The organism is Mycobacterium sp. IDUB_37 (assembly GCF_055419245.1).
The window spans coordinates 236,682-252,249 of sequence record NZ_JBVAXG010000008.1 but is presented as its reverse complement, the minus strand read 5'-3'; the positions used below and the strand labels follow the sequence as shown (position 1 = coordinate 252,249).

The window sequence follows — 15,568 nt, the reverse complement described above, 5'->3', positions numbered from 1 at the left end:
TCCAACGAAATGAGTTTCACCAAGACTGAGGTGAGTGGGCCGCGCGAGCGCGGCACGCAAGCAGCGTTGTATGCGCTGTGTGTCAGTTTCTTTATGATCGGGCTGGACGCCACGGTCGTTAACGTCGCTGTTCCGGCGATGCAATCGTCACTGGGCGCAAGTTTGAACGACATGGTGTGGGTTAACAGTTCCTATGCGCTGTGCTATGCAGTGCCTTTGATTCTGGCCGGGCGCCTCGGTGACCGATTCGGGCCCAAGCCGGTTTTTCTGGTCGGGTTGACTGGATTCACGCTGGCCTCGCTCGTGTGCGCGGTGGCGCCTAATGCCGGGGTGTTGATCGCCGCGCGGGCCATCCAGGGTGTGGCAGCAGCATTGATCGCCCCGCAGACCATGAGTCTGATCGTGCACCTGTTTCCGGTCGAGCGCCGCGGCGCCGCACTGGGGATCTGGGGCGCAGTCGGTGGGGCGGCGATGGCCTCCGGCCCGCTGGTCGGCGGTCTGATGATCGCCACCGCCGGGTGGGAAGCCATCTTCTTGATTAACATTCCCATCGGGATTGGCGGGTTTATCGCTGCGGTGCGGCTCATTCCTGATCACCGCCCCCACCGGAAGCATCGGTTCGATCTACTCGGTGTGGTGCTCAGTGGGGCGGGGTTGTTCGCGGTGGTGTTCGCCATTCAAAGCGGCGAACACTATCACTGGGGCCCGATAGCGGGGCCGATCTCGATCGGCTCGGTCGCGGTGTTCGGCGTGTTGTGTCTGGCCGCATTCGTGGTGTGGCAGCACCGCAACCGAGATGAGGCGCTGCTGCCTTTGCGGTTGTTCGCCGAGCGGAATTTCAGCGCGGCCAGCATGGCCGGATTCGCGATGGGCGCGGCCATGGGAGGGCTGTTTTTGCCGATAATGGTCTATCTCCAAACCACGCTGGGGTATTCGGCGTTGGCTGCCGGGGCGGCCACAGTGCCGATGTTCGTGCTGTCGTCGTGGTGTGCCAGGGTGGCTGGGCGAGCCTCGGATCGAGTCAATCCCGCGCGGCTGGCCGGAGCGGGGTTTGTCGCGCTGACACTCAGCATCGCGGCCCTAACGGTGCTGATGAGTCCTGGTGTGTCGTTGTGGCTGCTGATGGGACCACTGTTGGTCGCCGGGCTGGGGATCGGCGCGGTGTCCGCACCGTTGGCCGGGATCGCCACCCGCAACCTGCCCACCGATCTCGTAGGCGCGGCCTCGGGGGTGTTCAACACCACCCGACAGGGCGGCGGGGCGATCGGCAGCGCAGCTACCGGGCTGCTTCTGCAGGCTGCGTTGGGCCCGAACATCACGACCGCCACCCAGGCTGCGCTCGGATTTCCGGTCGTCATGCTGATCCTGGGAATCGGGTGCTGCGCCCTGGTGCGCATCCCCGCATCACAGGCTAGGTGAAACACGCTGGCCGGTTGACCGTCACGCCACTAACGGGCAGCGGTCGACCGGCCAGCGTGCGGCGTGCCCAACTCTTATCTTCTATATGGAATGCCGCTGATAAACCTGGGCGCCAGAGTTGCGAAGGCATTTTTGCTGGATGGCAATCGTCCTTGCACTGGCCAGGTACCGAATCAACGTCCTGTGGGCTTCCGCTGCGCGATCACAGCACCTACCACGACTGACGCGGACCATCACGCCCAGCACATCAGCGGCCACGCGGTGTCCGGCAATCACGATGCCGCTGGTGGTGGCGGTGTCGCCTAACGGCTCACCGACGGGATGGCTGAACATCACCTGGGCTGCGGCCAGTTGCGGTGGGCTCCACGAGCGGCACCAGCGCGGCCCGCCGTTTGCCCGATTGGGCCAACGAGCCGACCAGCAGATGCGCGGTCTTACCCCATCCCCACGACTGCGGAAGATCGTGCAATTCCAACCAATCCCATCAGGTTTCATCATCCGGGGCGTGCGGGATCACCCGTTAGGCCGCCGCGTCGCCGTCCGGCACGCCGCACAGACCGGACGCAGATCCCGGGCGCGGTGTTCCGGTCAGGCTACGACCGACCGAAACCCACCTCCTCGAGTTCGTCGAACAGGCTGTGCGCCCACAGACCAGGTTCTCGCCCAGCCGGGCGCTGACGCAGCCGACGAACGGCTCGAAGTTGATCCGGGCCGGGACGGGCCGGGCCGGGCCGGCACTGCGGGTTCGCCGTCACCGGCCAGATACTCACGGACCACCTTGCGGTCAAAGCCGGTATGACAGGCGATCCCTGAGATCTTCCAACACGATGGCGTAGAGGCATGCACTTCCACGTCGTCCTTTCCCTGCGAGCATGAGAAGCGGGCCATTTTCGGTGGAGCAACTGCGTCTGACACCCAGCAGCTTCCAAGGAGGCCCGCCCTTCTCCGCGGAGCCACACGGGAGGGGAACTTCACGAAGCGTCAGTGAAGATTTCAATGAGCGCAGTCTTTAGTGTCGCGCGAGATATATTGCGGGACAACGACTATGTCGATCGGGACGCGTCGTGCCAAACGCCACCGATTCGGCAACACCCGGTACGCCGGTGCACAGCCCGTTGCTGGAGTCGGCCCGCCACCCTTTGGTGGCGGGCCGATGTCCTAAGTCTAAGACCGCTCAAGTGGGCTCTGGTGCACCAATTTTCGCCTGCGGACATTCGACCTCCCGTCGACTTGATCGCCGGTAGCCGTCTTGCAGATGTGCGACGTCAGAAACTTTCATAGTGCACGCACTTCACTGCCGAGGGGGGTAGGCCCGCAAGACCGGAGACGAGATGGACCTATTCGCTGCATAATTCGCTGCGAACAGGATGCCGGTGCGACCGAGTGCCGGGCACTCGGACTCGGCTACTGAGCGCACTGCTGGTACCGCTCGCGCACAGATCGTACGACGCCTCTCCCTCCGGCGGCGGCACAGTCGGTGACTCCGAGCGTGGGCTGCGGGGCGGTGGCCTATGCCGCGTGGCGGGCAAGGTTGCAGAAACCGGTGGTCTTGACATGCTCAACGTACCGAAGGGGTGAGCGGGTTGGGATGCCGTCTCTGGCAATCGTGACGGGGTGGTCAGTGTTAGCTGAGGTCTACCGCTTGTGCTAGCGGACCGGGTGGCAATGGTGCCCGAATACCTGGCTGAATCGGCCTCGCCGACGGGAGTTGCTGCGAGGCTCAGATCGGGAGCCTGTGCGCCAACAGCCAGCTTTGAGGCCTTCGGCCCACCGGGCGTGCGCGCGCTCGCTGCCACACGGAGGTAACGAGCCGCTAACGCGCTAGCCTCCTCTGCGTTCTGACTCGAAACCGCCGAGACCGTAGTAACGATGCCTACTGCGGCCGCCGTCCCTAACCCCGCCGCCATATAGGCGAACCATTTCGCCCACATCGGCCCGGCCGTCGGCCACGCGGAGAGGGCCGCCTCGATGGCGAGGGCCGCACTCAGAATTGCTGCGTCCGCGCCCAGCACCAACCGCGCTTGATCTACCCACTGCCCCTGATTCTTCACCAGGGCGGCCAGCTTTATGTCGGCATTCGCAACTGCCTTGGCCCGCGCCTGTTGTCCGTCAACCTGCAGGTCGTAGCGGCCGGATGCCGAACCTTGCCAGCGCTGATCGTGGATTTCGGTCGCTAGCGAAACTTCGAACCTGCCGAATCCCGCCGCGCCGATCTCCAAGCTTTGACCGTCACAGGGAGTTCCCAACCCAGCGGTTAAATCCAGCAATTGGACTATGGAGATCGCGTACAGAATGATGCTTGCATTCTTCTGGCGGGATAGCGACTTCTCTTCTTGCTCGGCGTATTCCTCTTGCGCATCCGCTATACCTTTTACCAATTGATCGGAACTCCGCCTATCGACTCGTGCCGGTGAGCGGGAACCATCGGCGTGAAGTTCATCAAAGACTTTTCTTGCAAACTTTAGTTTCTGGTCTCGAGGGCCGGCAATAGCAATTCTGGTAGCTTCGTCCCTTATGCCAACAGCTAGCCCGCCAGTTACGCTGGACGCGTTTCCGATCATGCTTGTTGCATTGGCGGCAGTATCCTCGCCGTTAGTCGGAGTCATGCCGTCAAGCCCCATGAACAGGCCGGCGGTATTTCCGCCAAGCCCGAGCAGGCCGTTGATGACCGCGGCGGCTTGAGCGAAGGTCGACAAAATTTCTCCTTTGGGTCAGCGTATGAGCGGAAGCCTCGAACGAAGCCTTTTGATTTGGCTCGGCCCTCACAATGGAAATAATCGCCACCTGCACCGTCGGCGAGCCGCTGCGCGTTATTGCGGCTGATCTGCAGGATCCGCCGTCCCGCTCGTTTCGTCGGAATGAACCAGCGCAACCCCAACCGGCGCACGCTGGCTATCCAGGGCACCGAGTCCCGAACGAGCACCGGCGGGTTCCTCGGCGATCGCACCTGAGTCCTCAGAACGTGTTGGGGAAGACGCACCCGTCGGGGTCGACGTGCCGTCGATATTGGCTGATGAAACGTCTTCCTGGACCTTTTCGACCATGATGACTTGCCGGGATGGTTTGGCCGTATGGCCCGACCACTTGGCTATGCCTGGCGCGGCAAGCGCCGTCAGCATCGGCTGACCCGGTGTCATTGTCCGCACCCCGTAGGTGTCGCGTCCGTCCGTCGCCGCGCCGCCGGCAGCGCGTTCATACCGTAAATCGACAGCAGCCGTCACCGAGTGTGCTTCGCCCGGCTGCGCCCGCCCGGCTCCGATGCCGATGCCGATGCCAATGCCGATGCCGATGCCGATGCGAAAATCACGAACCTCAGAGTCGACGGCCAGGGTCAGGCCTGCCTGCGCCGGCAGGCTGCCCGGGGCAGCTGGATGCGACGCCACCTTACGATATTCGCTACCTAGCGCGTCCACCCACTTTGCATTGGAAGTCGAAACTTTAACCAATAGTAAGATTGTGCTGGTTGCAATACCGAACCCGAGTACACATATCGCGTTTGCGTAGGCCCGCGCCGCATCTACGTTAACTATTTTGAGGCGACACTCAAAGATGTATGCTCTGCAAAGCAGATCTTTGAGAATCGCGAAAATCAGGCGCGCGTGTGTAACCCAATTCGCATGATCCTTGACAATGGCGGCCAACCTGAGATCCAGATGGCCCAACTTCTGCACAGAGTGCCGCAGATCTGAGTTTTGCCGCGCATAGGCCTGCGCTGCCGAACCCTGCCAGCCAACGTCGGGCGATGCGGCCGCGAGCCACTCAGATAGTGCCGTGAATCGATCAGATCCGACTTCAATCTCGCCCCCGTCGTTGGGCACTCCGAATCCGATCACGAATTCTGCGGCTTCGACAAAAGTTAGAGTCCATAAAATTGGACTGCTCAACGAGCGTATCTTTACCCATTTCGTTTCATCGGGCCAATCTGCGTCAATATACTTTCCAGTGAGATACATCCGTTGAGCAGCGGCACCGAAAGCAAACGTATCACCGATACCTCCGCAGACAGTTGCGGCGAGGTACTCGCCGCTGCATTCACCGTCGCCGATTCCGGCAAAGTCGGCGCCGACGCAACCTTCCGCCACACTAAGGGAGACCAAGCTGCCCAAAACCTTGCCAGCTTCTTCGAAAACAGACATGAGACAGAAACTTTCGTGTGGATGTCTTCGGTTGAGCACCGTCGAAGAGCAGTGGTACCAAAGTAACATCGCTCACGACGAGCCATATGCAGCAAATTGGCTGAACCGGCGGAGCGCTCATCCTCGTCGGCTGGGAGCGCAACTGAGCCCAGAAACGCTCGAAGAGGTGCTCCGATCCGACGAATGGCCGATTGGGGGTGGTGTCCCAGGCGAAGTTCGGGCTCACTGCCCCGCAGGCGGTCCCCCGATTGTCCGAACGTCGCCCGAGAACGCGAAGCCGTTGCAAATCAATGACTCTCGCGGCCAGTATTGAGGCGCGCGGTTTATACCTCTGCGACCAGCGGTGCGAGTATGAAAGCGTCTTTGGTGCTGGTCGCGGAGGCGTGGACGGCAGCGCGTCGGGTTGCGAGTGCCGCTGGTGCTGCCCCGTCGTCGGAGTTGTGATCGGTGTCTGCCAGCGCAGCGGGCGGTTCGGGTGGCAACATCATTGGAGGTCCGAAGCCGCCGCGGAACCAGATCCTGTAGGGATGAGCTGCGTGCCGGGTTGGGGCGGTCGGTGTGGCTAAGTGCTGTGGCCGTCGGGTTCGATCCCCTGACGAGCTGGGCCACGGTAGGTTGTGCGGCCGGAGCAGTCAACCCGCCTAGCGCTAGGGACGTGGTGTTGAGCGACACCAACGGGCCGACGCAAGTATCGACAGCGTCAGCGCTGCCGTGGCTGGGATCGCGCTGGCTGTCGACAACTGCTGGCGCGGTGGTGCCCGCGGCCGCCTCGGGTACGGGTTCCGCGGTGGTGGTCGAGACTGCGGCCAGCCGTGCGACCGGCGTAGCGCTGCATCCGCCAGCTCCGGCCGCGAGCGGACTGCCCGCCTTCGCCGCATCCGCACCGAGCCGGCCGTAGTCTTCGGCCAACGCGCTGGCCTTCTGGGCGTTTTGAATCGAGAATGCCACAACAGTAGCGATGATGCCGACCGCCGCCGCAACTCCGAGGACGGCCGCGGTACGTGCGAACCATGTCGCCCACACCGGCACAATCGGAGACACACAGAGTGCCGCGTGGATAGCTACGGCTACCCCCAAAAGCGTCGCGTCCGCGCCCAGCACCAGCCGGGCATGGTCTACCCATAATCCCTGATTGTGAGCGATCGCAGCCAAAGACCGATCCGTCTGCACGATCGCCGCCGCCCGGTCGCACTGCGAGGTGTTCTGCCCGCCGTACCCATCCGCAGCCAAACTTTCCCAACGCCGACCGGCGGACCCGCCCGCTAACACCTCACCAATCCCCAGGAAGCCCATCGCACCCGCCTCGAAGCTCTGTCCATCGAACGGCGCACCAAAACCCACCGTCAATTCCAGCGACTGCACCACCGACAACGCACATAAAAGCACATTCAAATCTGCTTTACTTTGCCTGTCGACTCTCATTCGGTGTTTGGGCCAATCGGTTTCCGGCCTCGTACCCGCAGCGGCATTTGGCCACGAAGCGAGGGTATTTCCATCTCGTATGAGTCGTTGAGAAATCGCTCCACTTACGGCGCCGCTCGCGGCGGCGCCGGCGATAGTGCCGCCGTTTCCGATCAAACCGATCGCAGAAGCGCCGATGTTCTCGCGGGTGGGCGGAACACCACTGCTGATGTCCATAAACAATCCGGTGGAGTTTCCACCCAATCCCAACAAGCCATTAACAATGGTTACAGCTTCGACCAGGAACGACATTCTTTCCCTTCTTCTCCGTTACCGATATATTATCCCACTCAGCGGACCACCCCCTGCGCTACTTTTCGCGGAGGCGCAGTCATTCGGCTCTGCCCGAGGCGGAATGCCGGGTACGGGGTAGAAAAATGCGGGTCATCGGGTCGTGTGAGTGGATTGATATGGTCCAGATCAGCGGATGACACAGAGTTTTACGGCGTTGCGCCTACTGCAGCGGGAGCCCTGCGTCTCATCTGAGACCCGAGTTGGGTGCGCGTCGCGAGCAAATGGATGCGCGGCGGGAGTGTGACGGGCGTAGGGGGTCGCTTTCACGGCGCTGCTTGGGGCTCCATGCCACCGCATCTGGACGCCGAAGGGCCTTTAGCACACCCGTTCGGCGAGCGAACACCGTTCGAGTTGGATTGAGCCTCCTCGATCTCGTTAACAACAGCAATCTCGGGAGGCGCATGTGCGCTAGCGGGCGGCTGGTTCGGCCACTTGTCAGCGTCCGTATGCACTTGCCGCGCAGACCCGTTCGTCCGGTTGACATTCACAGGTGGTCGGGCGAATCTGCTGACACTGCCACCAAGCATCGTCGCCACGGCTGCCAACGTCGGCATCGGCGCCGCTGGCCTTCGCTCCGCTGAGTCACCTCTACCAGCGTCGCCACCGCCGCTCATCTCGTCCCGATCCTTCGCACACAACACTTCTGAGGCCACGGCGTCTCGACCTGGTTCGGTCGACACACCTGAGGTGCCGCCGGAACTGGCCTCGAAGCTAGCGACGGAGGATTGACTTGCCACTACCGCGGCCGATTCACTATCCATCGAGGCATCTGCTGCCCTCCGCGCGAGTTGTGCATTGTATTCGTTCTCCAAACCCTGCACGAGTAACGCGTTTTTCACGGATAAGCCGAGCAAGGTCCCGACGGTCGATATCGCAACGAGAATCCCCAGCCGACTAGCCCACAACCCGAATTTGCGCGCCAATTTACTCGCGGGGTACAGAGCAAGAATTGCCTGCTGAACGATCAGTGCGGCGGCAAGCAGGTCCTGGTCAACACCAAGGACTAACCGGGTCTGAGTGACTTGACCAGCGTGATCCTCTACCGCACTCGCCAGGCTGCGGTCCAACTCGGCCATTGCCGCGGCGCATCGTTGCAGCACCAACGTATGCGATACATAATTCCCGGATTTCTCACCCTGCCATCTGTCACCCGCAATAGCAGCGCTGAGGGTATCCCGGAGAATTGCAAAGGACTCCGAACCGGATGCTAGATCGGCTCCATCGTCAGGCACCCCGAATCCGGTGGTCAACTCCAACGCTTCGACGACGGCAAGCGCTGAGAGGATCGGAGTGGAAAATATGGTCGAAGCTTGCAACGATTCTGCTGCCGACTCCGACCAACCACTGGTGTTGGCAAGTGCCTGCGCCGTCCTGGAAGTCTGCTTTGCCGAAGCGGCTAGGGCAAATGCAGAACCACTCAGATTTGTCACGCTGCCCGATATGTACGTTCCGCTGTATTCACGATTGTTGATTCCAATCAAATCGACGCCGTAGCCGCCAGCGGCTGCCCCCAACGATGTCAACGCGGCTATTATCTTGGCAGCATCTGCGAAAACCGCGAGTCCCATTCTCGGATTCCACCCTTACCGATGTCGCGCCGCGCAATATCACTCTATATTGACGCAACTAATCTACCACGGCGACGTTTAGCCTCGGACTCAAAAAGGCTACAGGCCGGTGCAATGAGAGCAGGTAGTCGCGACGAAGCCGCCGCTACAATTCCGTGGTTGCGCCGCCAGTCAACGACTTCATGCTGTGCAGAAAACCGGTCGAATTCACATCCGTCGTCCACTCGCGAACTCGTCGGCAAGGCGCAGCCAAGGACTGTCCGCGCGCCCTTCGGCCCGCATCGAACGGTGCAGCACTGGGTCCCTAGAAGGCGCGGCCCCAGCGGTCTTCCTGTGGCTGCTCTGCGCCATAGATCGGCGCACGACCGCCGGCCTGGGCGCCCGCCTCAGCTCCGTCGGCACCGTCGGCGGACCCAGCCTCGTCCTCGGGAGCGGGTTCGTCGCTCGGACCCTTCGCTCCCTGCTGAGCCATGGAAGCAATCTGCTGTACGGGACCCATCGTTTGCGTGGCCAGATTGGCCTGCTGGGAGGCGGGGCCGGACAGCTTAATGGCTTGACCGGACCATTGACTAACCTGCGCCAGGGTGGGCGGCGTGAATGCCGGCGCGGTGGCCTCCGCCGCTCCCGTTCGCGGCGTCAGCACCGAAGGACCGGCCCCAGGGCTGTCTTCACCACCGGTGGCGCGGAGCGCCGTCACGGGGATCGGGGCAGTCGTCTTCATGCTGTTGGAGATGGCCTCAAAGCTGGATACTGCCGACTCCGCCGCGGGCGCCGCCACCACCTGAGCCAGTGCACCTGCTGCCGGGGATGCGACAAGCACGTGCTCGTACTGGTACTGCACAGTGCCCGCAGTGAAAGCGGTCTCAAACGATGCAATGACTGCATAGGTAAGCATGCCGACCGCGGCACCAATGCCTAGTACAGATACCGATACGGCGAACGATTTCGCCGCAGCCTCTGCGATGAATACAGGGACACCAAAGCCGGTCAAGGTCGCGACCGTCGCAATTTCAACTACATACGCGGCTATAAGTATGTCCTTCAGCGCACCGAAGCCTAGGCGCACCTTGTCGATAATTCGGACCTGACTTTCCACGACGGCCGCCATTTCCATGTCGAGACCGCTCGCAGTGCCCACACAATCACGCAATTTCACGTTGGCTGCGACGTAAGCGCGTGAGGCCTCACCCGTCCACCGATGGTCTGGGAATGCTTGACCAAGTTTCGTGCTCAGCTCGCTAAACTTTTCACGACCAAAATAAAAGTCGTCTCCCGTGTTGGGCATTCCCAGACCAGTCGTTAGCTCCATCGTCTGGACAACGGAAAGAGTCGCAAGAATGATATCGGCCTCTTTAACATTCCAAGCCATCCGAGCAAAGGATGCGAAAGCACCGGCTGAATCTCCGGCCAGATTCAGGCCGCCCGCCACACTGTAACTGCCGGTGAATCTCGCCGGGTCGGTGCCGGCCGTCGCGAATTGCTGGCTCAAACCCGCCAAGCTGGCGATGAGATTGGCCATGTCTGAGCCGAGAGACATTACTAGTCCTTACGTCGGCGGTTATGCACCGCACACTTCCGATTGCCCATGATCTGACGCTAACACCGCTGGCCCGGGGGTCAACGCACCAGTTTTGGGTGCACTCGACCAAATCCAAGTGACTTGTGACACTCCGTGGTCCACATTCGCCACGCATCTCCAAGCTGCGGGTCAGACGGTCCCCGGAAAGACCGCGCCTGGCCTATGCAACGCACGGTTGCGGTTTAAGCCGGGCTGACTATTCCAGCCCTAAACCCTTCTTGAGCTCACCGGCGATCTCGGCAAGCGTGGCAATGAGTTGTTCCTGCTCGGCGTCGATGGCAGCGGTCGCGACGTCGTCGGCCTTTCGCAGCACCTCGTTAATGCGTTGTCCAACCGCCTCCGCGCCCAGCCGCAACAAACCGTCCTCTAGGTGCAGGTCGGTCAGCCAGTGGCGCCCGTTGAGAGTGACCTCGACGGTCTTGTCTTCATCTGTGGCGGTGAAGGTTCCGGTGTTCGTACGGTGCATTTGATCTTCAAGGGCCGACTGGAAGCGCTGCGCCTGCTGCAACGCCTCGGCAACCTGCGGGTGCATTTCGGAGGTCATTTGGAGTCCTTATTGTCTGCGGCGGCTTTGCGTGGGCGATTGCCGACGACGCCTTCGGTCCATGGCCGATCTTCGGTGTAGAGCGCTTCACTTTCCTGCTGTGTGCGCTTGTCTTTGCCCTGATTCTGGCCAGCACCCGGCGCTCCCATGGGAGCCATACCCATACCGCTACCCATCCCGGTGCCCGGCGCACGACCCAAGCCAGGAATTCCGGGTGCGGCCCCGGCTGGCCGCGATGCCGGAATTTCGGCATCCACTGCCGGCTGCAGCGGCATAGCAGGTACCCCGCCACCTCCACCCAGCGAAGCCGGTTTCATACCCGCCCCGCCTTTTGGCAGGCCCGGTTTGCCCTTCAAGTCTTTCAAGGCGTCATTCAGGGCAGCGTCATTTTGGTTCATTGGTGGAGTGAACGGCATCATGGGCGTCTGCGGGAAGGCGCCGTCGGCTGGCAGCCCGTCATCGGGGAACGGCCAAAGCCCCGGATCCGTACCCGGGTCGGGATTGGGGTTCGGTGGGGGCGGCGGGTCGATTTTCACCTTATTGGCCTCGGGGGGCTTACCTGGCTGCACTTGCTTGAGCGGAAACGAGGCCCTTCTGGGGTACTCCTGCATGACGGCATCCGAGGCTTGCTGTAACAGTTCAAATTGCCGCAGCACCATAGCTTGTTCAGACGGAATCAAGAATCGTTGCTCGAGCCACACCAGGTCGTTGTATTTTTTCAGAGGCTGAGTCGATGCCTCTGGCAGCAAAATATGCTGGGTGAGGGCCCATCGGTGCGTTGACGCAAAATCCTGGGCTTGGCGCGCCATCGTGATACTCAGATCCGACATCCGGTTCAGCCACGAAATGTGATCCTCAAAGTGTGCCTGGATGATCGTTCTCGCCTCGCCCTCCCAATCCCGAAAGGGCCGGAATCGATTCCGGGCGTCAAGCATTACCCGGGAATAGTTGGTCCACGCGTCCGCAAATTTATCCAGGGAAGCACCCTGGTCACCGTGTTCGAAGTCCCATGCACGCTGCTTGAGATCCACATACTCTCCGTCGCCGCCCGCGCCCGGATCCGCAGGCGGATCGTCGAGGGCTTTCACTGGCGGACTTGCATCCGGAAGCCGGGGCAGCGCGGGCGAAACCGGTTCGCCAGCACCGTTATTGATGGCTGCCGACGCGTCCTCGTCGACTTCCTCGTAGGCTTTGGCCGCATTCTTGAGCGACTGCGCCAACCTCTGCCATTCCCTTTCGGCAAAGCCAAGATAGGTCCGCATTTCGGTGGCGGACCGCGTCAGGTCCGCAGCTGCGTTGATGGTCATCTTGAGGAGGCACGGCGCCTGAAGTTCGTCGGATGGTAGCGGCGGTAGCGGGACCTCCAACTCGGCGGCCCTCGCCAGGAGCTCTTCTTTTTCCACGTTCAGCGTCTGCGGTTGCGTCATAGCGAATCGTCCTCCTAGTTGCTACCACCATTATCATCGATGCAGCCACCCGCCCCCGCAACAAAATGCGGGCGGGCCGACGTGCGCGGCTAGCGCGGTTCGAGGGGCAAGCCGTTGCTGGGCGGCACCAGCCCAGCGGACGGCCACCTGTCCTACTTGGGGAGCGCCGCCCGATAACGGCTTTCCCCGGCACGCGAGATCAGCTGGATCGGCAATTGACTGTGCCGCGGCGTACTGATGGCGTTGTGCCGCAAGATGACCTGGCCGCTGCCGGGGTGCGGCCCCAGGTAGGTAGTGACGTTAGGCCACACCACCTTGGACTCAGTCCCGATCTGCGCGCCGATCAGAGCTGCGAATTCCTCGAAGTGCGGCCCGAGAGTGATTACTCCCCCAGCTCCTGCTGCCCGCACCGCGAACTGACTGAATATCCTGGCATCGCCGAGGCTGATACTTACGTCAACATCGTCGAACGGCATATAGACCGGATAGCGAGTGGTCGTCTCTCCCACCAAAACCCCCGCTGATCCAATCGGGATCTGGCAGTGGCGATCCGCGACGACAGTCTGGTCCTGCAGCGCGGCGCGCTGACCTCCCGACACCCGGGAAAATCCCTTGGGTCGCTTCGGCTTCGTCACGGTGGTGAGCAGCACCGCAGACCGCGGCGCCATACCGGGAACGACTCGTACCCGTGTGATGGTGTGGTCGGCATCTGCCGACCACCACACGTCTGGACCGCCAGGAGCGGTATAAGCGGCGGTGAAGGTTCCGTGCCCCTGGATCATCGACCACTTCTCCCGCTCGAAGCCGATTCCGGTGGCGTGGTCAAAGTCGTCAAAACTGCGCGCACACACCGCATCCACGCCGTGGCTGGCTAGTTGGTCGGCGATGCGCGTGGTCGAGGCCACCAGGTACCGAGCGATCCCCGCGACGCCTACATCGCGCCGCAGAGCGGACTTGCGAGTGCGCATCGGCTCAGCGCGCAGCATGATCCACGTGCGACGGTACGCAGGAGCCGGGTGGTGCCCCAAGACTTCCCGATAGAGATTTGTCACCTCTGGTGATGCCGTCTTGCCGACGCGGTGCCCGGCCGACACGATGTCGGCCTCAAGGTCGGGACAATGCACTGATAACAATTGCTCGACAAGGCGGGTGTCGACCACATCATCGGTGTGGGCATGCCCGTCGACAATCACGGTCGGTGTGAATGGTCGTGGAATGAGCTCGATGACCGCGACCAGGAAGTCGCCTTCCCAGCGCACGGCAACATGGTCGCCGGGCTGCACGGTAGCCCCGACTACAGGCTCCGATGGTGCGTCCAATGGCCTGCGATGACGGAGGAGCCACGCGCACATCGTCACTATCCAGCCCGCTAGACGCCGGCCTCGAAAGGTGACCAGAGCCAATACGGCACCCACCGCTACCAGGGTTGGGCCCGCCCACTCGTAGCGCGTGCCCAAAAACAACAAAATGCACAACGGCGCCAGCGCCGCCACCCACAACGAGTGTCCGCTGGTGAACCGGAGCCGTAGCGATGTCAGAGGATTCGTCATCGGTGCCGCAAGGCTCGCCCGGTCAGCGCGGCCAACGCCAGCGCGATGGTCAAAAGCATGATGCCCGCTGTCACAGCCTTAATAGGCCCGTGATCGGGCGGCGGCACCTGCACCGGGGCTGGAAGTTGTTTCACGATGAAGGGCGGCGGTGCACCCCCCTGCGGAATGTCCCAGGTCAGCGCCGCTACAGCGTTGACCATGCCGGCGCCGACGGTGTCGTCGACGCCTCCTCCGGGCTGCCGTGCACTGCCGGTGATCCGATTGATGATCTGCGCCGGTGTCAGAGAGGGAAAACGTTGCCGCAACAGCGCCGCGAGCCCTGACACGTAGGCTGCGGCGAATGAGGTGCCGGCAACAGGCACCGGGCCTTCCCTACCCGACAACGCGTCCACGGGCTCGCCTTCCGGACCAAGTGCGGTGATGCCCTCAGCAGGCGCGGCAACACCCACCCAGGGCCCATGCATCGAGAAGGTGCTGGCTGCCCCGCTTTGGCCGAAACCAGCGACGGTAAGGACCAACGGCGCGTACCACGCAGGTGTGACGATCGTCTGGACTTCCTCCCAGCCACGTTGATCGGCGGGGCGGGACGGGTCAGGTGGCGGATTCTGCCCGCAATCACCACCGGTGTTTCCTGCTGCAACCACCACGACGGCACCCTTCACGTTGACCGCGTAGTCGAGTGCTGAACCCAGGGCGGACTCGTCGACCGTTTTCTTCACTTTGAAGCACGCCGCCTCGCTGATGTTTATCACTCCTGCACCGAGATTGGCGGCGTGCACCACGGCTCTGGCCAGGCTCCGCACGGACCCGGCTGCCGGGGTGGCGTTGGGGTCGTTCTGATCGGATTGGGACTCCTTGGCCTCAAAGGCCTCCGACGTCTGACGCACCGAGATCAGCCGTGCGTCGGGTGCCACACCCACGAACCCGTCGGTGGGCGCGGGTCGGCCCGCAATGAGCGCCGCTATCAGAGTCCCGTGCGAATCGCAGTCAGACAGGCCGTCACCGCCGTCCACCACAAAATCACCGCCCGGCTCCGCCGGCACTCGCGGTGAAGGGTCCACGCCGGTGTCGATCACTGCCACCGTGACACCGAGTCCGGTGGCGAAATTCTGCGCTTCGTCGATACCCAAGTAGACGTTAGCCCACGGCGCATCGTGAAAATTGGCACCAGGCAGGGCTATTGGGGCAGAACATACCCGGCGCTGTTCGAAGGGCTGTTCCGGCCCGGTGACGTCGGGGGGTAACGCAGCCGGATCGATCGGAGGTGGAGTGACAGCCATGGCAGTAGGCGCGCTCGCCAGCGTCAGCAATAGAGCCACCATGAATACGCAGATAAGACGCAAGCCGTGTCACCCCTTCCACCGACAACCCCCAGCCGCGCGGTGATTCCCGCCCCACCACTGGCAGCCTAGTCAATTTTCCGCACGCGGCGGTTCCGTGTGTTCCCCATCCTGACAGCACCGTCAAACGTGGTGGCACTCAGCTTTCCGGTACGCAGTGCCTTTCTCGCTCAATGTTGCGCGCATTTTTGCCGCAAGCAACCTGTCGCGCCGCTGTTAGGCTGCACAACTGTTAAAAATATGTTCGCCC

The 15,568-nt window shown here is 62.2% G+C and carries 10 protein-coding genes and 1 pseudogene; 2 read left to right on the top strand and 9 right to left on the bottom strand.

The window, feature by feature from the left end; all coding sequences use genetic code 11:
- Positions 1-9: 9 nt before the first annotated feature.
- On the top strand, positions 10-1,419 hold the full coding sequence (locus tag ACZY1I_RS24585) for a DHA2 family efflux MFS transporter permease subunit (RefSeq protein ID WP_463758470.1): 1,410 nt from the start codon (positions 10-12) through the stop codon (positions 1,417-1,419).
- A 1,337-nt stretch (positions 1,420-2,756) separates the two neighbouring features.
- Here ACZY1I_RS24585 and ACZY1I_RS24580 read toward each other — a convergent pair.
- Together ACZY1I_RS24580 and ACZY1I_RS24575 are read right to left on the bottom strand one after the other, a co-directional pair.
- A complete protein-coding gene (locus tag ACZY1I_RS24580; protein ID WP_463758468.1) occupies positions 2,757-4,115 on the bottom strand; it encodes an EspA/EspE family type VII secretion system effector in 1,359 nt (452 codons plus the stop codon).
- Positions 4,116-4,229: 114 nt separating this feature from the next.
- Entirely contained in the window at positions 4,230-5,555 is a 1,326-nt protein-coding gene (locus ACZY1I_RS24575; protein ID WP_463758464.1) for an EspA/EspE family type VII secretion system effector, read from the bottom strand.
- A gap of 661 nt (positions 5,556-6,216) precedes the next feature.
- On the opposite strand from ACZY1I_RS24575, the gene ACZY1I_RS24570 reads away from it, so the two are divergent.
- Positions 6,217-6,453 carry a hypothetical protein gene (locus ACZY1I_RS24570; protein WP_463758593.1) on the top strand — a complete coding sequence of 79 codons (237 nt, stop codon included), beginning with the start codon at positions 6,217-6,219 and terminating at the stop codon, positions 6,451-6,453.
- Between the two features lie 209 nt (positions 6,454-6,662).
- Here ACZY1I_RS24570 and ACZY1I_RS24565 read toward each other — a convergent pair.
- The 7 genes and pseudogenes from ACZY1I_RS24565 to mycP all read right to left on the bottom strand — a co-directional run.
- Positions 6,663-6,977 (bottom strand): annotated as a pseudogene (locus ACZY1I_RS24565) (EspA/EspE family type VII secretion system effector); the annotation flags it as partial.
- A 596-nt stretch (positions 6,978-7,573) separates the two neighbouring features.
- Positions 7,574-8,878, bottom strand: a complete 1,305-nt coding sequence (locus tag ACZY1I_RS24560) for an EspA/EspE family type VII secretion system effector (RefSeq protein ID WP_463758461.1) — start codon at positions 8,876-8,878, stop codon at positions 7,574-7,576.
- Between the two features lie 304 nt (positions 8,879-9,182).
- Positions 9,183-10,397: an EspA/EspE family type VII secretion system effector gene (locus ACZY1I_RS24555; RefSeq protein WP_463758459.1), complete on the bottom strand. Its 1,215-nt coding sequence runs from the start codon at positions 10,395-10,397 to the stop codon at positions 9,183-9,185.
- Positions 10,398-10,653: 256 nt separating this feature from the next.
- A complete protein-coding gene (locus tag ACZY1I_RS24550) occupies positions 10,654-11,001 on the bottom strand; it encodes a YbaB/EbfC family nucleoid-associated protein (RefSeq protein ID WP_463758456.1) in 348 nt (115 codons plus the stop codon).
- Entirely contained in the window at positions 10,998-12,428 is a 1,431-nt protein-coding gene (gene espB, locus ACZY1I_RS24545) for an EspB family ESX-1 secretion system-associated protein (protein WP_463758454.1), read from the bottom strand. The genes ACZY1I_RS24550 and espB overlap by 4 nt, the downstream gene beginning before the upstream one ends.
- A gap of 152 nt (positions 12,429-12,580) precedes the next feature.
- Positions 12,581-13,978 (bottom strand): type VII secretion protein EccE, encoded by a 1,398-nt coding sequence (eccE, locus tag ACZY1I_RS24540; RefSeq protein WP_463758451.1) that lies wholly within the window; start codon positions 13,976-13,978, stop codon positions 12,581-12,583.
- On the bottom strand, positions 13,975-15,300 hold the full coding sequence (mycP, locus tag ACZY1I_RS24535; RefSeq protein ID WP_463758449.1) for a type VII secretion-associated serine protease mycosin: 1,326 nt from the start codon (positions 15,298-15,300) through the stop codon (positions 13,975-13,977). The genes eccE and mycP overlap by 4 nt, the downstream gene beginning before the upstream one ends.
- Between the last annotated feature and the right edge of the window lie 268 nt (positions 15,301-15,568).

What these genes read in the sequence shown, in the direction of transcription:
- ACZY1I_RS24585 (WP_463758470.1), top strand. Translation starts at nt 10, where the DNA reads ATGAGTTTCACCAAGACTGAGGTGAGTGGGCCGCGCGAGCGCGGCACG.
- ACZY1I_RS24575 (WP_463758464.1), bottom strand. Translation starts at nt 5,555, where the DNA reads ATGTCTGTTTTCGAAGAAGCTGGCAAGGTTTTGGGCAGCTTGGTCTCC.
- ACZY1I_RS24560 (WP_463758461.1), bottom strand. Translation starts at nt 8,878, where the DNA reads ATGGGACTCGCGGTTTTCGCAGATGCTGCCAAGATAATAGCCGCGTTG.
- ACZY1I_RS24555 (WP_463758459.1), bottom strand. Translation starts at nt 10,397, where the DNA reads ATGGCCAATCTCATCGCCAGCTTGGCGGGTTTGAGCCAGCAATTCGCG.
- ACZY1I_RS24550 (WP_463758456.1), bottom strand. Translation starts at nt 11,001, where the DNA reads ATGACCTCCGAAATGCACCCGCAGGTTGCCGAGGCGTTGCAGCAGGCG.
- espB (WP_463758454.1), bottom strand. Translation starts at nt 12,428, where the DNA reads ATGACGCAACCGCAGACGCTGAACGTGGAAAAAGAAGAGCTCCTGGCG.
- eccE (WP_463758451.1), bottom strand. Translation starts at nt 13,978, where the DNA reads ATGACGAATCCTCTGACATCGCTACGGCTCCGGTTCACCAGCGGACAC.
- mycP (WP_463758449.1), bottom strand. Translation starts at nt 15,300, where the DNA reads ATGGTGGCTCTATTGCTGACGCTGGCGAGCGCGCCTACTGCCATGGCT.